Raw genomic sequence first — 19,365 nt, forward strand, 5'->3', positions numbered from 1 at the left:
CCACGGCCGTACGGCACACCCGTGCCCCCGGCCGCCGGATCACCGGACCGGCGGCCGGGGCACGGGACACGGGGCACGGGGCACGTACCGGGGTCGGCTACTCCGGGATGCTCGCCACGCCCGGCGCCAGGAACGTCCGGCCCGTCACGCGCTCGCTCACGCCCGCCCGGTCCAGATACGGCGTGATGCCGCCCAGGTGGAACGGCCAGCCGGCGCCGGTGATCAGGCACAGGTCGACGTCCTGCGCCTCGGCCACGACGCCCTCGTCCAGCATCAGCCGGATCTCCTGCGCGATGGCGTCCAGCGCCCGGTCGCGTACCTGCTCCTCCGTCAGCACCGTGCCGCCGACCTGGAACAGCGCCGCCACCTCCGGGTCCAGCTCCGGCTTGCCGGAGTCGTGGACGTACAGCGTCCGCTTGCCCGCCTCGACGACCCGGCCCAGGTTCGGCGACTGCGCGAAGCGGTCCGGGAACGCCGCCGCGAGGGTGCCGGCCACGTGGTGGGCGACCGCGGGGCCGACCAGGTCCAGCAGCACGATCGGCGACATCGGCAGCCCCAGCGGGGCCAGCGCCCGGTCCGCGACCTCCACCGGCGTGCCCTCGTCCACGGCGCCCAGCACCTCGCCCATGAAGCGGGTCAGGATGCGGTTGACGACGAACGCCGGGGCGTCCTTGACCAGCACGGCCGACTTCTTCAGCTTCTTGGCGACGGCGAAGGCCGTGGCCAGCGAGGCGTCGTCGGTGCGCTCGGCCCGGACGATCTCCAGCAGCGGCAGGACCGCCACCGGGTTGAAGAAGTGGAAGCCGACGACCCGCTCGGGGTGCCGGAGCCCGGCGGCCATCTCGGTCACCGACAGGGACGAGGTGTTCGTCGCGAGGATCGCCTCCGCCGGGACGACCTCCTCCAGCTCGGCGAAGATCCGCTGCTTGAGGGAGAGTTCCTCGAAGACCGCCTCGATGACGAAGTCGGCGTCGGCGAACGCCGCGGCCTTGTCCAGCGAGCCGGTGACCAGGCCCTTGAGCCGGTTGGCCGCGTCCTGGTTCACCCGGCCCTTCAGCAGCAGCAGGTCGACCTGCTCGTGGACCCACGCCACGCCCTTGTCGACGCGCTCCTGGTCGATGTCCGTGAGCACGACCGGCACTTCGAGGCGGCGGGCGAAGAGCAGCGCCAGCTGCGAGGCCATCAGCCCGGCGCCGACGACGCCGACCTTCGTGACCGGCCGGGCGAGGCCCTTGTCCGGCGCCCCGGCGGGCCGCTTGGCGCGCCGCTGGACGAGGTTGAAGGCGTAGACGCCGGCCCGCAGCTCGCCGCCCATGATCAGGTCGGCCAGCGCCTCGTCCTCGGCCGCGAAGCCCTGCCGCAGGTCGCCGTTCCTGGCCGCGGCCATGATGTCCAGCGCGCGGTACGCGGCGGGGGCCGCGCCGTGCACCTTGTCGTCGGCGGCGGCGCGGCCGCGCTCGATCGCCGCGTCCCACGCCTCGCCGCGGTCGATGTCGGGACGTACGACCTCCAGCCCGCCGGTCAGCACGGCGGCGGTCCAGGCGAGGGACTGCTCCAGGAAGTCGGCGCCCTCGAAGAGCGCGTCGGCGATGCCGAGGTCGTAGACCTGCTTGCCCTTGAGCTGCCGGTTCTGGTTGAGGCTGTTCTCGATCACGACGGTGACCGCGCGGTCCGCGCCGATCAGGTTCGGCAGCAGGGTGCAGCCGCCCCAGCCGGGCACCAGCCCGAGGAAGACCTCCGGCAGCGAGAACGCCGGCACGGCCCGGGAGACCGTCCGGTACGTGCAGTGCAGGCCGGCCTCGACGCCGCCGCCCATCGCGGCCCCGTTGTAGTACGCGAACGTGGGCACGGCCAGCCCCGCCAGCCGCTTGAACACCTCGTGCCCGCCGCGGCCCACGGCCAGCGCCTCGTCGCGCCGCTTGAGCACCTCGACGCCCTTCAGGTCGGCGCCGACGGCGAAGATGAACGGCTTGCCGGTGAGGCCGACGCCGACGATCTCGCCGTCCGCGGCCTCCTTCTCGACCTGGTCGAGCGCGGTGTCGAGGCGCGCGAGGGACTGCGGGCCGAAGGTGGTCGGCTTGGTGTGGTCGAAGCCGTTGTCGAGGGTGATCAGGGCGAACCGGCCGGCGCCGCCGGGCAGGTCGAGGTGGCGCACGTGCGCCTGCGTGACGACCTCGTCGGGGAAGACCTCGGCGGCGCCCCTGAGAAGTTCCGCGGTGCTGCTGCTCACTTGCCTGCCCCCTCGAAGTGCGGGTTCTCCCAGATGACCGTGCCGCCCATGCCGAAGCCGACGCACATGGTGGTGATGCCGTACCGCACCTGCGGCTGCTCCTCGAACTGCCGCGCCAGCTGCGTCATCAGCCGTACGCCGGAGGAGGCGAGCGGGTGCCCGAAGGCGATGGCGCCGCCGTACCGGTTGACGCGGGGGTCGTCGTCGGCGATGCCGAAGTGGTCGAGGAAGGCGAGCACCTGCACGGCGAACGCCTCGTTGATCTCGAACAGGCCGATGTCGGAGATGCCCAGGCCCGCCTTGGCCAGCGCCTTCTCGGTGGAGGGGAGCGGCCCGACGCCCATGACCTCGGGCTCGACGCCGGCGAAGGCGAAGGACACGAGCCGCATCTTCACCGGCAGCCCGGCCGCGCGCGCGACGTCCTCGGCGGCGATGAGGGAGGCGGTGGCGCCGTCGTTGAGCCCGGCGGCGTTGCCGGCGGTGACCCGGCCGTGGGCGCGGAAGGGGGTCTTCAGCGTCGCCAGGTTCGCCAGCGTGGTGCCGGGGCGCATCGGCTCGTCCCGGGTGGCGAGGCCCCAGCCGGTCTCGCCGGCTGACCCCGCGGCGGAGCCGCTGTCAGATGCAGTGGTGCGGCGGACGGAGACGGGCACCAGGTCGGCCTGGATGTGCCCGTCCGCGTACGCCTTGGCGGCCTTCTCCTGCGAGCGCACCGCGTACTCGTCGGCGCGGGCCTTCGTCAGATGGGGGAAGCGGTCGTGGAGGTTCTCCGCGGTCATGCCCATGAACAGGGCGGACTCGTCGACGAGCTTCTCCGAGACGAACCGCGGGTTGGGGTCCACGGCCTCGCCCATCGGGTGCCGGCCCATGTGCTCGACGCCGCCGGCGACGGCGATGTCGTACGCGCCGAAGGCGGTGGAGGCGGCGGTCGTGGTGACGGCGGTCATGGCCCCGGCGCACATCCGGTCGATGGAGTACCCGGGCACGGTGGCGGGCAGGCCGGCGAGGATGCCGGCGGTGCGGCCGATGGTCAGGCCCTGGTCGCCGATCTGGGTGGTGGCGGCGACGGCGACGTCGTCGACGGCGGCCGGGTCGAGGGCGGGGTTGCGGCGCAGCAGCTCGCGGATGCACTTGACGACGAGGTCGTCGGCGCGGGTCTCGTGGTAGATGCCCTTGGGGCCCGCTTTGCCGAACGGGGTCCGGACGCCGTCGACGAAGACGACGTCCCTTGCGGTACGAGGCACGGGCTCTCCTCCGGAGGGGGTGCGGGTTCTCGTGGTGCCGGCCCCGGCGGGGCGGGACGGCTGGGGGCCATGCTACTCGCCGGTAACAGAAGGTGCCCAGGGGCCCGCCCGAAGGCGTACGTCACAGTCCCCCGCCGGGCGGGACGGCCCCCGCGCCGGGCGGGCCGCGCCGGGTGCCGGGGGCGTGGCCCGGCCCCGGGTCACCCGCGCCGGCGCGGGCGCTCAGTCCTGGACCGCCGCCGTCAGGAGCGGGGTGACCTGCTCGATCTGCCAGGGGCGGGCGCCCAGGCGGAGCAGGGCCGCCGCCACCGCCTCGGCCGTCGCCTCCTTCGGCGGCTCCCAGCAGATCCGGCGCACCGTGTCCGGCGCGATCAGGTTCTCCTGCGGCAGGCCCAGCTCCTCCGCGCGCGCCGTCACCGCCGCCCGCGCCGCCGACAGCCGCGCCGCCGCGGCCGGGTCCTTGTCCGCCCACGCGCGCGGCGGCGGCGGGCCGTTCAGCGGCAGCCCCGGCTGCGGCAGCTCGGACTCCGGCAGCGCGCGGGCGCGCTCCACCGCGGCGAGCCACTGCTCCAGCTGCCGCCGGCCCATGCGGTGCCCGAAGCCGGGCAGCGCGGCCAGCGCCCGCGTGGACGTCGGCATCGCCAGCGCCGCCTCCACGATGGCGCTGTCCGCGAGGACCTTGCCCGGCGAGATGTCGCGCCGCTGCGCGATGCGGTCCCGGGCCGTCCACAGCTCCCGTACGGTGCCGAGCTGGCGCCGGCGCCGTACCTTGTGCATGCCCGACGTGCGCCGCCAGGGGTCGCGGCGCGGCGGAGGCGCCGGCGCCGTGGCGATCGCCGCGAACTCCTCCTCGGCCCAGCGCAGCTTCCCCTGCGCGGTCAGCTCCTCGGCGAGCGCGTCCCGCAGGTCCACCAGCAGCTCGACGTCGAGCGCGGCGTAGCGCAGCCACGGCTCGGGCAGCGGCCGGGTCGACCAGTCGACGGCGGAGTGGCCCTTCTCCAGCGCGTACCCGAGGACGTTCTCGACCATCGCGCCGAGTCCGACCCGGGGGAAGCCGGCGAGCCGGCCGGCCAGCTCCGTGTCGAACAGCGCGCCGGGGCGCATGCCTATCTCGCCGAGGCACGGCAGGTCCTGGGTGGCGGCGTGCAGAACCCATTCGGCATCGCCGATCGCCGCCGCGAGACCGGAGAGGTCCGGGCAGGCCACCGGGTCGACGAGCGCGGTGCCCGCGCCCTGGCGGCGCAGCTGCACGAGGTACGCCCGCTGCCCGTAGCGGTACCCGCTGGCGCGCTCCGCGTCGATGGCGACCGGGCCGCTGCCCGCGGCGAAGGCGCGGACGACCGCGTCGAGCGCCCCGGCGTCCGCCGTGACGGGCGGAATGCCCTCGCGGGGATCGAGAAGGGGGACCGGCGCCGATCCGGAAGTAGGTGCTCCGGGGGCGGGGACTCTGTCCTCTGCTGCGGTCTCTTGGGCGTCGGTCACGTGTCAAGGGTATCCGTGAGTCGTGCACGACAGCGCCCGTCGACCGAACGTGACGTCGACGGGCGCCGCGCGGCCGCCGGGAGCGGGCCCCGGCCGGCCCGGGTCAGTGGATGATGCCGGTGCGCAGCGCCACCGCCACCATTCCGGCGCGGTCGCCCGTGCCGAGCTTGCGCGCGATGCGGGCCAGGTGGCTCTTGACGGTCAGCGCGGACAGCCCCATCGAGACGCCGATGGCCTTGTTCGACTGGCCCTCCGCCACCAGCCGCAGCACCTCGACCTCGCGGCCGGACAGCTCGCGGTAGCCGCCGGGGTGTCCGGGCGGGCCGGAGTTGCCGCCGGCGCCGGGGGCGCCCGGCGGGCGGCGGTGGTGGTGGTGCAGCCGGCCGGCGGCGGCGCCGATGTGGGCGGCGTTCGGGCGGGTCGGCAGGCCCATGCTGGTGCGGGTTCCGGTGACGACGTAGCCGCGGATGCCGCCCGCGAGGGCGTTGCGTACGGCGCCGATGTCGTCGGCGGCGGAGAGCGCGAGGCCGTTCGGCCAGCCCGCGGAGCGCGCCTCGGTCAGCAGCGTGAGGCCGGAGCCGTCGGGCAGGTGGACGTCGGCGACGCAGATGTCGCGGGGGTTGGCGATCCGGGGACGGGCCTCCGCGATGGACGACGCCTCGATCACGTCGCGCACGCCCAGCGCCCACAGGTGGCGGGTGACGGTCGAGCGTACGCGGGGGTCGGCCACGACGACCATGGCCGTCGGCTTGTTGGGGCGGTAGGCGACCAGGCTTGTGGGTTGCTCCAGGAGAACAGACACCAGGTCCCTCCAGACGGTGGTACGGGGACGGGGCCGGCCCCGAAGAGAGCCGGGACGCTCCGTGTGGGGTACGGAAGGTCACTCACGTCTTCGGCAGGAGCCCGGAGAGGCTTTAGGCAATGATCACGAACGAGGGAGGAAAAAAACGGACAATTCGGATGGGCGATCGAGTGCCCTCAGCGCCGGTGCCGGTCGCGGCGCTGCGGCAGCGGTACGATCGGCGCGCTGTCCGGCTCCGGGGCCGCCGCGGGCGCGGCCGACGGCGGCAGGCCGGCGCACTGGCACAGCATCTCCACCCACGCCGCGAGGTGCCCGGCCGCGTCCGGCGCGGCGCCGTCCCGGTCGCCCCCGCGCGCGGGCAGCGGCGTCCAGGACGCCCGGATCTCCACCTTCGTCGTCGTGCCGCGCTCCGCGAGCCCGCCGAAGTGGTGCGAGGAGGCGCGCGTGACGGTGCCGCCGGGCTCGCCGTAGCCGAGGCCGCGGGTGTCCAGCGCGCCGGTCAGCCAGGACCAGCACACCTCCGGCAGCAGCGGGTCCGCGGCCATCTCCGGCTCCAGCTCCGCGCGCAGCAGGGTGACGAAGCGGAACGTACCGCGCCAGGCGTCCTGCCCGTCCGGGTCGTGCAGCAGCACCAGCCGGCCGTCGGCGGGCTCGACGTCCGCCGTGGCTCCCTCCTCGACCTCCGCCTCCAGCGCGTACGCGAACGGGGCGATGCCCCGCGGCGCGCGCGTCGCCGCCAGCGCCGCCTCGGGGCGGACCGCGGCCGACCTGAGCGCCTCGACGGCCCTCCGGAACGGGGGCGGGAGGGCTCCGCCCTCCTGGCCGTCCGGGCGTCCATCGGGTTCGTCGACGAGGTGTCCAGGAGCCGCAACCATGCCCGGAAGACTAGGGGGCGCGGCGTGCGGAAGCGTCGCGGGACACCCGGGTGGCCGGATCTCGACTCCCCCGCGCGTGCGAAGATGCAGGGGTGAGTGCCGACAGCGCCCCGCGCCCTCCCGCAACCTCCCCCGCACCGCCCGCCGGCGCCGCTGCCGCCGCGGGACCGGCGGCCGGCTCCGCGTTCCTGCGCGCCTGCCGGCGCGAGCCCGTGCCGCACACCCCCGTGTGGTTCATGCGCCAGGCGGGCCGCTCGCTGCCCGAGTACCGGCGGCTGCGCGAGGGCACCGGCATGCTGGAGGCGTGCCGGCGGCCGGACCTCGTCACCGAGATCACGCTCCAGCCCGTACGCCGGCACGGGGTGGACGCCGCCATCCTCTTCAGCGACATCGTCGTCCCCCTCAAGGCCATCGGCGTCGACCTCGACATCAAGCCGGGCGTCGGCCCCGTCGTCGCCCAGCCGGTCCGCAGCCGCGCGGACCTCGCGCGGCTGCGCCCGCTGGAGCCCGACGACGTGCCGTACGTGGCCGAGGCCGTGCGCGCGCTCACGGCCGAGCTGGGCGCGACGCCGCTGATCGGCTTCGCCGGGGCGCCGTTCACGCTCGCCAGCTACCTGGTCGAGGGCGGCCCGTCGCGCAACCACGAGCACACCAAAGCGATGATGTACGGCGACCCCGGCCTGTGGGCCGAGCTGGTCGGCCGGCTCGCCGGCATCACGGCGGCGTTCCTGCGGGTGCAGATCGAGGCCGGCGCCGCCGCCGTGCAGCTCTTCGACTCCTGGGCGGGCGCGCTGGCGCCCGCCGACTACCGGCGCGCGGTCCTGCCCGCCTCGGCGGAGGTCTTCGCCGCGGTCGCGGAGTACGGCGTGCCGCGCATCCACTTCGGCGTCGGCACCGGCGAGCTGCTGACCGCGATGGGCGAGGCGGGCGCCGACGTCGTCGGCGTCGACTGGCGGGTGCCGCTGGACGAGGCGGCGCGCCGCGTCGGCCCGGGCCGGGCGCTCCAGGGCAACCTCGACCCGGCGGCGCTGTTCGCGCCGCGCCCGGCGATGGAGGCGAAGGCCGCCGAGGTGCTGGCGGCGGCCGCCGGGCTGCCGGGGCACGTGTTCAACCTCGGCCACGGGGTGCTCCCCACGACCGACCCGGACGCGCTGACCCGGCTCGTGGAGTACGTACACGAGTCCTCGGCCCGCTGACGCCGGCGCGGCCGCGCCCCGGGGTGCCGCGAGCACAACACCCCGCTATCACGGCCGCGTTCCGAAAGATAGGTCTGGCGCCCTGTGCCCCGATCGCGTAGAACACCGCCATGTGGGTGTGCTTCGCGCTCGTCGCCTGGGCGGCCGCGCTGCTGACGTGCGGGCGCCTGGTCCTCGTCGGTTCCGTCGCCGCGGCACAGCCCGCGCCCGCGCCCGCGCAGGTCCGCGGGGCGCGTGAGCCGGCCCTGTACGAGGCCGCCTTCCTCGCCGGCGGTCCGCGGCGGGTCGTCGACGTCGCCCTGGTGGCGCTGGCGCGGGAGCGGCGGCTGCTCCTCGCGCACACCGGCTGGGCCACCGTCGTCGACCCCGGGGGGCGCGACCCCGTCGAGCGCGCCGTGATCGCCGCCGCCGGGGACGGCGGCCAGCGCACGATTCCGGCCATCCGGGCCGCCGCCCGCTCCGCCGACGCGCTGCGCGACCTGGACGACGGCCTCGCCGCGGCCGGGCTCGCGGTGCCCGCGCCGATCCGGTCCGCCGTGCGCGCCGCGGTGCGGCAGGTCCGGGTCGCGGGGCTGGTCGTGCTCGGCTCGGGCGCCGCCGCGCTGGCACTGCGGCCGCCGGAGCAGGAGCCGATCGCGGGCTGGTTCGTGCTCCCGCTGATCCTGGTCTGCGGCTGCCTGGCGATAGCGCGGGTGGAGATCGGCGAGTACACCCGCTGGGCCACGCCGGACGGCCGCGCGCTGCTGGCCACCGTCGACGCCGCGGACTCGCTGCTGACCGGGCTCGCCGTGCGCGGCCCCGACGCGCTGCCCGACCCGGAGATGCGCGCCGCGCTCGCGCGGTAGCCGCCGGCGCCCCTGCGCCGCGACACCCCGGGCGGGTTCCTTTACATCGGCAACTAAGCCAAGAATTATCACTTTTACCCCTGTTCTTTCCCCTCCCTCGCGCCGTGGCAGAAGGGTCCTTCGTGAGAGCAGCAGTGCTGTACGGAATCCTCGGTTCGCTCGCTCTCACCGGCCTCGCCGCGGCCCCCGCCGCCGACGCCGCGCGGACGGGGACCCCCGTCGGCCTCCCCGTGTCCCGGGCGGCCGACGGCCCGGAGGCCCGCGGCGTCGCCGTCGCCGCCGCCCGCGCCGCCGAGGCCGGCGTCGACTTCGGCGCGTGCCCGGCGGCGGAGGGGCTGCCCGCCCCCGTCGAGTGCGGCACCGTCGCCGTGCCGCTGGACTACGCCCGCCCGCACGGGCGGCAGCTCAAGCTCACCGTCAGCCACGTCGGCGCCACCGGCCCGCGCGCCGGGCGGCAGGGCAGGCTCGTCTTCAACCCCGGCGGCCCCGGCGCCTCCGGCATGTACTTCCCGCTGCTGAGCCGGTCCCCGGAGTGGCGGCGGCTGGCCGAGACGTACGACTTCGTCGGCTACGCCCCGCGCGGCGTCGACCGCTCCGGCGCGCTGTCCTGCCAGGCCCCCGGCGAGTTCACCCAGGCGCCGTCGCACACCGCGGAGCACCCCTCGGGGCGGGAGAAGCGGGCCCGTATCGCCCGGGCGCGCGCCTACGCCGACGGCTGCGCCGGCAACGCCGGGCTGCGGCACTACACCTCCCTGAACAACGCCCGCGACCTCGACGTGCTGCGCGCCGCGCTCGGCGAGCGCAGGCTCACCTACCTCGGCGCCTCCTACGGCACCTACTTCGGCAGCCTGTACGCCGCGCTCTTCCCCGGCCACGTGCGCCGCATGGTCTTCGACAGCCCGGTCGACCCCGACCCCCGGCAGATCTGGTACGGCAACAACCTGCGCCAGTCCGCCGCCTTCGAGGAGCGCTGGACCGACTGGCAGCGGTGGGTCGCCCGGCACGACGACGTCTACCGCCTCGGCGGCAGCCGGTGGGAGGTGGCGGCCGCGTACCAGCGCGCCCGCCGGATGATCGAGAAGGACCCGGCCGGCGGCCGGGTCGGCACCGCCCAGCTCCAGGCGGCGTTCCTGCGGGCGGCGTACGCCGACGACTACTGGGCGCCGGCGGCCACCGCGCTCGCCGACTACCTGGCGGGACGGCCCAAGGCGCTGGTGGAGTTCGCCGCCGACGACCCGGCGGACGACGCCGCGGAGGAGAACGGCAACGCCGTCTACACCGCCGTCGAGTGCAACGACGCGCCCTGGCCGACCGACTGGGAGACCTGGGACCGCGACAACAGCCGGCTCGCCCGCGTCGCGCCGTTCGAGACGTGGGAGAACGCCTGGATGAACCTGCCGTGCGCGTTCTGGTCCGCGCCGCGGCAGCGGCCCCTCGACGTGCGCACCGCCCCCGGCGAGCTGCCGCCGGTCCTCCTCCTCGCCGCCGAGCGCGACGCGGCCACGCCGTACCGGGGCGCGCGGGAGCTCGCGCGCCGGCTGGGCGGCTCGGCGAGCCTGGTGACGGAGAAGGACGCCGGCTCGCACGGGCTCGCCGGCGGCCCGAACGGCTGCGTCACCCAGCACGTCGAGACGTACCTGCTCACCGGCCGGACACCCGGCGACGTGCACTGCGCGCCGCACCCGGAGCCGGAGGCGGAGCGGTCCGCGGGCCGGTCCGCGGCGCCGGAACCTCAGGGCAGCGAGGCCACCAGCTCCGCGACGGGCTTGCGGCGGCCGGTGTAGAACGGCACCTCCTCGCGGACGTGCAGCCGCGCCTCGGAGCCGCGCAGGTGCCGCATCAGGTCCACGATGCGGTGCAGCTCGTCGGCCTCGAAGGCGAGGATCCACTCGTAGTCGCCGAGGGAGAACGCGGGCACCGTGTTCGCGCGCACGTCGGGGAAGCCGCGGGCCATCTTGCCGTGGTCGGCGAGCATGCGGCGGCGGTCCTCGTCGGGCAGCAGATACCAGTCGTAGGAGCGGACGAACGGGTACACGGAGACGTACGCGCGGGGGGCCTCGTCCGCGAGGAACGCCGGGACGTGCGACTTGTTGAACTCGGCGGGGCGGTGCAGCGCCATGTTCGACCAGACCGGCGCGAGGGCGCGGCCGAGGCGGGTGCGGCGGAAGAGGTTGTACGCCTCCTGCAACGCGTCCGATGTCTCCGCGTGCCACCAGATCATGACGTCGGCGTCGGCGCGCAGGCCCGACACGTCGTACGTGCCGCGCACGACGACGTCCTTCGCGGCGAGCTGCTCGAACAGCCCGGTCACCTCGTCCGCGTACCCGGCGCGGTCCTCGGGGAGGGAGTCGCGGAGCCGGAACACCGACCAGAGGGTGTAGCGGATGACCTCGTTGAGATCCCTGGCCTTCTTGCCCGCGTTCGCCGAGCGGGACGGCGCCGCCGGGGAGGCCGCCGGAGGGGTTGCGTCACTCATGCGGTCATTGTCCCAGGGCGCTCCAGCAGCGCGTCGGCGGCCCGGTGCGCGCCGGCGATGCAGGCGGGGACGCCCACGCCCTCGTACAGCGCGCCGCAGACCGCGAGCCCGGCGGGCAGCGTGCCGCGGATGCGCGCGACGCGGGCGTCGTGCCCGACCTCGTACTGCGGGAGGGCGCCCGGCCACCGGCTGACGCGGCTCGCGACGGGGCGGGCGGCGAGTCCGGTGGCGGCGCGCAGGTCGTCGAGGGAGGCGGCGACGAGGTCGGCGTCGTCGCGTTCGAGGGTCTTGTCGTCGTCGACGCGGCCGACGGAGGTGCGCAGCAGGAAGAGGTCGTCGTCGCCTGCCCAGCGCCACTTGGCGGAGGAGAACGTCGACGCCTTGATGGTGCGGCCGTCGACGGGCGGCACCAGGAAGCCGGTGCCCGCGGGCAGCTGCGCCTCCGCCTCCCGGCGGGGGAGGGCGAGGGTGACCAGCGCCATGGACGCGTACCGCACGGCGTCGAACTCGGCGGCGGCGCGCGGGGCGAGCCCCCGCAGCAGGCGTGCGGCGGCGGGCGCGGGCACGGCGAGCACCACGGCGTCGGCGAGGCGGGCCCGCCCCCCGGCGACGACGCGCCAGCGGGCGGCGGCGGGGCCGGGGACGTCCTCCGCGGGCTCCAGCGACGCGACTTCCGCGCCGAGCACGATCTCGCCGCCCGCCGCCCGCACCGCGTCGGCCACCGCCGCCGGCAGCCGCCCCACACCCCCCTCGATGCCCATGAACACCGGTCCGCCCGCCGCGCCCGCGGCCGGCGCCTGCACCGCCCGCGCCGCGCCCAGCAGCGTCCCCTCCGCGCGCAGCGCCGCGAACAGCGCCGGCACCGCGGCGCGCATCGACAGCCGGTACGCATCCCCCGCGTACACCCCGCCCAGCAGCGGCTCCACCAGCCGGTCCGTGACCTCCGCGCCCAGCCGCTCGGCGACGAACGCGCCCATCGCCACGTCCTCCCCGGGCTCCGCCGGAGGCAGCTCCGCCTCGCGGCCCACCCGCGCCAGCCCCTCCGGCGACAGCACCTCCGCCGCCGCCAGCCGCTCCAGATCGCCGGGCACGCCCATCACCTGACCGCCCGGCAGCGGGCGCAGCCGCCCGCGGGTCCACACCGCCGCGCCCCCGGCCGCCGCCGGTCGCAGCGCCTCGCCGAGGCCCACCGCGCGCGCCAGCGCCACCGCCTCGGGGCGGCGGGCGAGCAGCGCCTCCGCGCCGAGGTCGGCCGGCAGACCGGCCAGCTCGCCCGCGTGCAGCTTGCCGCCGAGCCGGGTGCCGGCCTCCAGCAGCGTGACCCGGGCGCCGCCGGCCAGCAGCCGGTGCGCGGCGGCGAGTCCGGCGATGCCGCCGCCGATGACGACGACGCGGGGGGCGGATCCGGAGGGTGCCGCGGGCTGTGCGCTGCTCATGGAGCCACTGTCTCAGACGCCGGCGACAAGCCCGTACGAGCCTGTGGACAACCCCCCCACCGCCCCGCGGACCCGCTCGGGCGCCGCGCGGCCGTCGCGTACCCCGATCGTGACCCTTCCGGAACCGGCCGCCGGAAACCCCCGCCCCCGCCGTTCCGTCGAAGCGGTACAACCGACACCCCGGGGGGTTTCGACGATGCATGCACGCAGTACGACCAGGCCCGCGCTCGCCGCGGCGCTGCTGGCCGCCGCCCTCGCCGTCGGCGGCTGCTCCGGCGGCGGCGACTCCGACGAGGGCGGCGGCATCCAGGCGCAGGCCGACGCGAGGGGGAAGGCGGGCCAGCGGGAGGAGGCACCGCGCGACGGCGCCGACGCCGGCGACGCGCCCGGCGGCGGCACCACCGCGGCCGACGGCGTCAGCCTCGCCCCGCAGGCGCTCGTCCGCACCGCCGAGATCACCCTGCGCACCAGGGACCTCGACGCCGCCGCCGGCTCCGCCCGCTCGCTGGCCGAGGGCGCCGGCGGGTACGTCGGCGACGAGACCACCAGCCGCGAGCCCGGCGCCCCCGCGCGCGCCCGGCTCACCCTGCGGGTGCCCGCCGAGGAGTACGACGCCGTCCTCGGCGACCTCGCCGAGCTGGGCCGGGTCGTGGACCGCGAGGTACGGGTGAAGGACGTCACCGAGCAGGTCGTGGACGTCGACAGCCGGATACGTTCCCAGCGCGCGAGCGTCGGCCGCGTCCGGGCGCTGATGGACGACGCCACGAAGCTCGGCGACGTCGTCACCCTGGAGGGCGAACTCAGCAGCCGCCAGGCGGACCTGGAGGCCCTCCTCGCCCAGCGGGCCTCGCTCAAGGAGCGCACCTCGCTCGGCACGATCACCCTGGACCTGCGCCGGCCCGCCGCGGGACCGAAGGACGACGAGGACGACGGCACCGGCGTCGTGGACGCGCTCGCCGGCGGCTGGGACGCGTTCGTCTCGGGGCTCCGCGGGGTGCTGATCGGCGTCTCCGCGTCGCTGCCCTTCGCCGCGCTCCTTGCCCTGCTCGTCCTGGCCTGGCGGTGGCTGCGCCCCCGGCTGCCGCGGCGGCACGTGATTCCGCCGCCCAGCCCGTTCCCCGGCCGGCCGGCGGAACAGCCGGCGGGGCACCCGGCCGGACACCCGGCACCCCAGGGAAGCGAACCGGAGTAACCAGACGTAGCGTGTCCCTCACGGCGACGAAAGGGAGCGTCATGGGGGCCAAGCAGCGGATGGTGGTCATCGGCGGCGACGCGGCGGGGATGTCCGCCGCGTCGCAGGCGCGCCGGATGCGGGCGCCGGACGAGCTGGAGATCACCGCGTTCGAGCGCGGCCGGTTCACGTCGTACTCCGCCTGCGGCATCCCCTACTGGGTCGGCGGCGAGGTCGCCGAGCGCGACCAGCTCATCGCCCGTACCCCGGAGGAGCACCGGCGGCGCGGCATCGACCTGCGGATGCGCACCGAGGTCACCGAGATCGACCTCGACCGGCAGTGCGTACGCACCCGGGGCCTCGACGACGAGGACGGCGCGCAGGAGCGCTGGCACGGCTTCGACCACCTGGTGATCGCCACCGGCGCCCGCCCGCTGCGCCCGCCGCTGCCCGGGATCGGCGCCCCCGGCGTGCACGGCGTGCAGAGCCTCGACGACGGCCAGGAGCTGCTGGACCGGCTGGCGAAGGAGGAGGTGCGGCACGCGGTCGTGGTCGGCGCCGGGTACATCGGGGCGGAGATGGCGGAGGCGTTCTGCCACCGCGGCATCCACATCACCGTGCTGGAGCGCGCCGAGCAGCCCATGAGCACCCTCGACCCGGACATGGGCGCGCTGGTGCACGAGGCGATGAACGGCAACGGCATCGAGACCGTCACCGGCGCCGAGGTCACCGAGATCCTCACCGGCTCGGACGGCGCGGTGCGCGGCGTGGCGACGGCGAAGGGGGAGTACCCGGCGGACGTCGTCGTGCTGGGCCTCGGCGTCCGCCCCGAGACCGGGCTCGCGCGGGACGCCGGGCTGCCGCTGGGCGAGTCCGGCGGGCTGCTGACCGACCTGGCGATGCGGGTGCGGGGGCAGGAGAACGTGTGGGCCGGCGGCGACTGCGTCGAGGTGCTCGACCTGGTGTCGGGCCGCGAGCGGTACATCCCGCTGGGCACGCACGCCAACAAGCACGGGCAGGTCATCGGCCGCAACGTCGGCGGCGGCTTCGCCACCTTCCCCGGCGTGGTGGGCACGGCCGTCAGCAAGGTGTGCGACCTGGAGATCGCCCGTACGGGTCTGCTGGAGGCGCAGGCGCGCGAGGTGGGGTTGCAGTACGTGGCGGTGACCATCCGGTCGACCAGCCGCGCGGGCTACTACCCGCACGCCGCGCCGATGCACGTGAAGATGCTCGCGGAGCGCCGCACGGGCCGGCTGCTCGGCGTGCAGATCGTCGGCCGCGAGGGCGCGGGCAAGCGCGTGGACGTCGCGGCGGTGGCGCTGACGGCGGGCCTGACGGTGGAGCAGATGACGGCCCTGGACCTGGGGTACGCGCCGCCGTTCTCGCCGGTGTGGGACCCGGTGCTGGTCGCGGCGCGCAAGGCGGCGGCAGCGGTCGCGGAGGACGCGCGGGAGAGCGACGGCGGCTGACCGGCGGGCGCCCGGACGGGAGGGCACGCACGCGCCCGTACGCGCGCGTGTCGTACGGCGTGCGCCTCACGCGCGCGTGCCGGTGACGCCCCCGGCGCCGCTCAGCCGCGGCGCAGCGCCGGGTGGTCGGCGACGACCGTGCACGAGCCCGCGGCGATCTCGGTGTACCCCGCGTCCCTGACCACCGGCAGCCCGCTCGCGGTCAGCTCCGCCCAGCGCTCCGGCCCCGGCGTGCGCACGGCGAGGGGGAAGCCGGCGGCGCGCCAGGCCGCGCGGTCCGCGGCGGACAGCTCCCACCAGGCGAGCTGGGCGCCGTGGCCCGCCTGGGCCATCGCCTTGCCCGCGGTCATGCCGAGGTCCGGCGCCAGCCACAGCACCGGGACCTCCGGCGGGGCCGGGGGCGGCGGGGCGGGGTCGTCGAGGTCGGTGCCGGAGACCTGTAGCCGGGCGAGGTCGCGGGGCCAGCCGTCGAGCGGTACGGGCGGGAAGACCCGCACCTCGGTGGGGCCCGCGCCCCCGGCCGGCGCAGCCGCGCCGCCCGCCGCGGGGCGCTCCGCCGACGTCACCGTGATCCCCGGCAGCGCCTCCGCCCGGCGCCACTCCGCACCCCGCGCCCGCCGCACCACCTTGCGGATCCGGGCGTCCTGCCAGTCCCGTACGGCCCGGGCCCACGGGCCCTCGCCCGTGGCGCGCTCGTCCGCCAGCAGGATCAGCACCGCGCGCGCCGCCGTCCGGAGGGCGTCGGTGCGGGTGGGCGGGCTGCCGCGTTCGACGCGTACGACGAGGGGGAGGACGAACTGCGGCAGCGCGTCGCGGCTCACCGCCTCGTGCCGGAAGGGGCTCGTTTCTGCGCTGGTCACGCGATCAAGTGTGCCAGGGGCGCCGCCTGCTTGGCGGAGGGAGGGATTCCGGCAGATCATGCGGTATGCGCAGTGATTTGTTCGCCAAGGAAAACATGGCCGAGCCCGCGACACAGGCCGGCATGACTCTGCAGAACAGCAAGTCGATCAAGTACGCCGTCAACGGGGAGTGCCTGGCCCGCCAGGGCGCGATGGTCGCCTACCGGGGCAACCTGGAGTTCGAGAAGAAGGGCCAGGGCGCCGGGCAGTTCCTCAAGCGCGCCGTCACCGGCGAGGGGCTGGCCCTGATGTCGGTGAAGGGCCAGGGCGAGTGCTGGTTCGCGCTCAGCGCGGCCAACTGCTTCATCCTCGACTTCGACCAGCCGAGCGACACCCTCACCATCAACGGGCGCAACGTGCTGTGCTTCGACTCGACGCTCTCCTACGACATCAAGGTGGTCAAGGGCGCCGGCATGGCGGGCGGCGGGCTGTTCAACAGCGTGTTCACCGGCCAGGGCCGGCTGGGCGTGGTCTGCGACGGCACCCCGATCGTCATCCCCGTCTCCCCGGGCTACCCGGTCTTCGTCGACACCGACGCCGTCGTCGGCTGGAGCACGCAGCTCCAGACGGGGCTGCACCGCTCGCAGAGCTTCGGGTCCATGATCCGCGGCGGCTCCGGCGAGGTGATGCAGCTGCGGCTGGACGGCGAGGGGTTCGTCGTGGTGCGGCCGAGCGAGACGGGCGCGGGGGCGCCCGCCGGGTGACCCGGGCCGGGCGCGGCCGGCGGGAGGGCGGCCGGTGGGGCGGTGGCCGGTGGGGCCGCGGCCGCGGCCCGCGCCTCAGCCCGTCGCCATCAGCTCCGAGACCCGGGCGAAGCCGTAGCCGCGGCGGCGCAGCTCCGGCACGATCCGGCGCACCGCCTCCTCCGTGACCGGCGCCGCGCTGCGGGTCACGTGCAGCACGACCACCGACCCGGGCCGCACCCGCGTCAGCACCTCCGCAGCCACCGCGCCCGGGTCGGTGGCGAAGGCGTCACCGCTGGAGACGTCCCACTGCACGGCGGTCACCCCGGTCGGGGCGAGAGCGCGCAGCGCCGCGTCGTCGTAACAGCCGCCGGGGAAGCGGAAGTACGGGACGGGCTCGGGCACGCCCGCGCGGCGCAGCTCGGCGAAGGTGCGCTCGACCTCGGCGCGCATGGTTCCGGGGGCGACCTCGGGCAGCCCGTAGCAGGGGGTGGCGAAGGCGTGGTGGCTGTAGGAGTGGTTGGCCACCTCGAACAGCGGGTCGCGGCCGATGGCGCGGGCCTGGCCGGGGTAGCGGGCGGCCCAGGTGCCGGTCATGAAGACGGTGGCGGGCACCTTCAGCTCCCGGAGCGCGGCGATGAGCCCGGGGTTGTCGAAGCGCTCGCCGGCGTCGGCCCGGTCGTGCTGGCCGGCCATCATGTCGGCGTCGAAGGTGAGCGCCACACGCTTGCCGCCCGCGGCCCCGCGGGCGCCGTGCCGCCACACCGGCGCGCGCCCGGCGCGGACCCGGGCCGGCCGCGGCGCCTTCGCCTCCCCGCGCGCCTCGCCGCCCGCTTTCCCGTACGCCGCCGGGCGGTCGCCGTGCTCCCGCGCGGCGGGCGGACCGGCCGGCGGGGCGGCGCCGGGCGACTCGGCGCACGCCGGGAGGACGAGGGCGAGCAGCGCGACGAGGGCCGCGCGGGCACGGAGCGGGCGCCGGAAGTCGATCATGGTGGGAGCGTAAGAGCGCTCCGGGAGGCGCGCGCGCCGGGGCGGGCGCCCGGGTGAACGGGCCCCGGCATGCCGCGGCGCCGCCCCGGGCGGCGGACCGGACCGGGTCCGGCCCGCCACCGGGCGGCGCCGTCCGCCCGCCGTGCGGGCCGGGCGCTACCGCCAGGGGCCGGTGATGGCGAACGTGGTGCCGGGCGCGTAGCAGTTCAGGTACATCGTCCGGCCGCTCGGCGAGAACGTGACGCCCGCGAACTCGCCGTAGGACGGCTCCTCCGCGCTGCCCGTGTTCTGCCGGTTGCGCGCCACCGCGAAGACCTCGCCGCGCCGCGAGACGCCGTAGACGTGCTGCTCGCCGCCGCCGTCCTCGCAGACGAACAGGCCTCCGGAGGGCGACAGCGCGATGTTGTCCGGGGACTCGCCGGGGGTGTCGACGCCGTGGTCCGGGCCGAAGCGGACGACGAGCTTCAGCTCGTTCGTCCTCGGGGTGTAGCGCCACACCTGGCCGTAGTGGTCGCCGCCGGAGCCCTCGTCGGTCTTGGCGAAGCTGGAGACGAAGTACACCGACTTCCCGCCCCAGTAGCAGCCCTCCAGCTTCTGCGCGTGCGTCATCGCGCGCCCGAAGTCCTGGTGCCGGATCGGGGTTTCGGCCGCCAGCGGGTCGGGCACCTCGATCCACTCGATGTCGTCGAACGTGGTGCCGATCTCCTCGACCACCGACAGGTCGGGCACGTCCGGCACCCGCATGGCCTGCAGCTCGCCGCCCGCCCGCAGGGAGCCGAGGCCGCGCTTGGGCCTCTCCGGCAGGAAGCGGTAGAAGAGCCCGAACGGGTGCTGGAAGGCGTCCTCGGTCTCGTACACGACGCCGTTGGACGGGTCGAAGGCGACGGCCTCGTGCTGGAAGCGGCCCATCGCGGTGAGCGGGACGGCGCCGCTGGCGTGCGGGTCGGCGGGGTCGACCTCGAAGATGAAGCCGTGGTCCTTGGTGTACCCGTTGGTGCCGGCCTTGTCCTCGGTCTCCTCGCAGGTCAGCCAGGTGTCCCAGAGGCTCGGGCCGCCGGCGCAGTTGACCGCGGTGCCGGCGATGCCGACGCGCTCGGTCTTCGGCTCGCCGTCCCTGCCGGTCTCCAGCACGGTGCAGCCGCCCATGCCCATGGGGTCGTACGTCAGCCCGTCGACGGCGGGGACGCGGTGGGTGGCGTTGGGGCGGTTCTCGTGGTTGCGGACGAGCCGCACGCCGGAATCGCGGCCGCGGGCGCGGAAGGCGGCCATGCCGTCGTGGTTGCTGGGTACGGCGCCCTCGCCGGAGAGCAGCTGGTCGCCCTCGCGGGAGAGCACGCGGTAGCGGAAGCCCTCGGGGAGGTCCAGGAGGCCGTCGGGGTCGGGGACCAGCGGGCCGTAGCCGGCGTCGCGCGGGGCGTGCGCGGCGGCGGTGCCGGCGTACAGCTCGGAGACGGTGCCGGTGAAGGCGATGCCGGCGCCGAGGGCACCGGTGCGGGCGAGGACCTGACGTCGTGTGGCAGACATGCGGAAAGACCAACTCCCTGCTGGCGGACAGGAAAACGGTGACCCG

Annotated in this window: 16 protein-coding genes; 6 read left to right on the forward strand and 10 right to left on the reverse strand. The window is 76.0% G+C overall.

What is annotated here, in order from left to right:
- Positions 1 to 97: 97 nt before the first annotated feature.
- From ACHZ99_RS15215 to ACHZ99_RS15235, 5 genes are all read right to left on the reverse strand, one after another.
- Positions 98 to 2,230, reverse strand: coding sequence for a 3-hydroxyacyl-CoA dehydrogenase NAD-binding domain-containing protein (locus tag ACHZ99_RS15215; RefSeq protein WP_420305098.1), 2,133 nt, complete (start codon positions 2,228 to 2,230; stop codon positions 98 to 100).
- Positions 2,227 to 3,471, reverse strand: a complete 1,245-nt coding sequence (locus ACHZ99_RS15220) for a thiolase family protein (protein ID WP_420305099.1) — start codon at positions 3,469 to 3,471, stop codon at positions 2,227 to 2,229. Before ACHZ99_RS15220 ends, ACHZ99_RS15215 begins: the two co-directional genes overlap by 4 nt.
- A 222-nt stretch (positions 3,472 to 3,693) precedes the next feature.
- Complete coding sequence (locus ACHZ99_RS15225; RefSeq protein WP_420305100.1) at positions 3,694 to 4,953, reverse strand: HRDC domain-containing protein; 1,260 nt, start codon at positions 4,951 to 4,953, stop codon at positions 3,694 to 3,696.
- Positions 4,954 to 5,056: 103 nt separating this feature from the next.
- Positions 5,057 to 5,755 carry a LuxR C-terminal-related transcriptional regulator gene (locus tag ACHZ99_RS15230; protein ID WP_420305101.1) on the reverse strand — a complete coding sequence of 233 codons (699 nt, stop codon included), beginning with the start codon at positions 5,753 to 5,755 and terminating at the stop codon, positions 5,057 to 5,059.
- Between the two features lie 176 nt (positions 5,756 to 5,931).
- Positions 5,932 to 6,630: a DUF3000 domain-containing protein gene (locus tag ACHZ99_RS15235; RefSeq protein WP_420305102.1), complete on the reverse strand. Its 699-nt coding sequence runs from the start codon at positions 6,628 to 6,630 to the stop codon at positions 5,932 to 5,934.
- Between the two features lie 188 nt (positions 6,631 to 6,818).
- Between ACHZ99_RS15235 and hemE the strand changes: the two genes are divergently transcribed.
- From hemE to ACHZ99_RS15250, 3 genes are all read left to right on the forward strand, one after another.
- Entirely contained in the window at positions 6,819 to 7,826 is a 1,008-nt protein-coding gene (gene hemE, locus ACHZ99_RS15240) for a uroporphyrinogen decarboxylase (RefSeq protein WP_420305216.1), read from the forward strand.
- Between the two features lie 110 nt (positions 7,827 to 7,936).
- Positions 7,937 to 8,671, forward strand: a complete 735-nt coding sequence (locus ACHZ99_RS15245) for a TIGR04222 domain-containing membrane protein (protein ID WP_420305103.1) — start codon at positions 7,937 to 7,939, stop codon at positions 8,669 to 8,671.
- Between the two features lie 122 nt (positions 8,672 to 8,793).
- Positions 8,794 to 10,455, forward strand: coding sequence for an alpha/beta hydrolase (locus tag ACHZ99_RS15250; protein ID WP_420305104.1), 1,662 nt, complete (start codon positions 8,794 to 8,796; stop codon positions 10,453 to 10,455).
- Here the strand turns inward: ACHZ99_RS15250 and hemQ are convergent.
- Positions 10,404 to 11,147, reverse strand: coding sequence for a hydrogen peroxide-dependent heme synthase (hemQ, locus tag ACHZ99_RS15255; RefSeq protein WP_420305105.1), 744 nt, complete (start codon positions 11,145 to 11,147; stop codon positions 10,404 to 10,406). The two genes, ACHZ99_RS15250 and hemQ, sit on opposite strands and share 52 nt — an antisense overlap.
- Positions 11,144 to 12,583 carry a protoporphyrinogen oxidase gene (hemG, locus tag ACHZ99_RS15260; protein ID WP_420305106.1) on the reverse strand — a complete coding sequence of 480 codons (1,440 nt, stop codon included), beginning with the start codon at positions 12,581 to 12,583 and terminating at the stop codon, positions 11,144 to 11,146. The genes hemQ and hemG overlap by 4 nt, the downstream gene beginning before the upstream one ends.
- Positions 12,584 to 12,779: 196 nt before the next feature.
- Here hemG and ACHZ99_RS15265 point away from each other — a divergent pair, with 196 nt between their 5' ends.
- On the forward strand, positions 12,780 to 13,775 hold the full coding sequence (locus tag ACHZ99_RS15265) for a DUF4349 domain-containing protein (protein WP_420305107.1): 996 nt from the start codon (positions 12,780 to 12,782) through the stop codon (positions 13,773 to 13,775).
- A 41-nt stretch (positions 13,776 to 13,816) separates the two neighbouring features.
- Entirely contained in the window at positions 13,817 to 15,223 is a 1,407-nt protein-coding gene (locus ACHZ99_RS15270; protein WP_420305108.1) for an FAD-dependent oxidoreductase, read from the forward strand.
- A 101-nt stretch (positions 15,224 to 15,324) separates the two neighbouring features.
- Here ACHZ99_RS15270 and ACHZ99_RS15275 read toward each other — a convergent pair whose 3' ends face one another.
- Positions 15,325 to 16,143, reverse strand: a complete 819-nt coding sequence (locus ACHZ99_RS15275; protein WP_420305109.1) for a peptidyl-tRNA hydrolase — start codon at positions 16,141 to 16,143, stop codon at positions 15,325 to 15,327.
- A gap of 5 nt (positions 16,144 to 16,148) precedes the next feature.
- Here ACHZ99_RS15275 and ACHZ99_RS15280 point away from each other — a divergent pair, with 5 nt between their 5' ends.
- Positions 16,149 to 16,826: an AIM24 family protein gene (locus tag ACHZ99_RS15280; RefSeq protein ID WP_420305110.1), complete on the forward strand. Its 678-nt coding sequence runs from the start codon at positions 16,149 to 16,151 to the stop codon at positions 16,824 to 16,826.
- Between the two features lie 75 nt (positions 16,827 to 16,901).
- Here ACHZ99_RS15280 and ACHZ99_RS15285 read toward each other — a convergent pair whose 3' ends face one another.
- Entirely contained in the window at positions 16,902 to 17,795 is an 894-nt protein-coding gene (locus ACHZ99_RS15285; protein ID WP_420305111.1) for a polysaccharide deacetylase family protein, read from the reverse strand.
- 156 nt (positions 17,796 to 17,951) lie between these two features.
- On the reverse strand, positions 17,952 to 19,319 hold the full coding sequence (locus ACHZ99_RS15290) for an alkaline phosphatase PhoX (RefSeq protein WP_420305112.1): 1,368 nt from the start codon (positions 19,317 to 19,319) through the stop codon (positions 17,952 to 17,954).
- Positions 19,320 to 19,365: the final 46 nt, after the last annotated feature.

It is taken from the genome of Streptomyces sp. MAR4 CNX-425 (assembly GCF_048656465.1).
Lineage (GTDB): Bacteria > Actinomycetota > Actinomycetes > Streptomycetales > Streptomycetaceae > Streptomyces.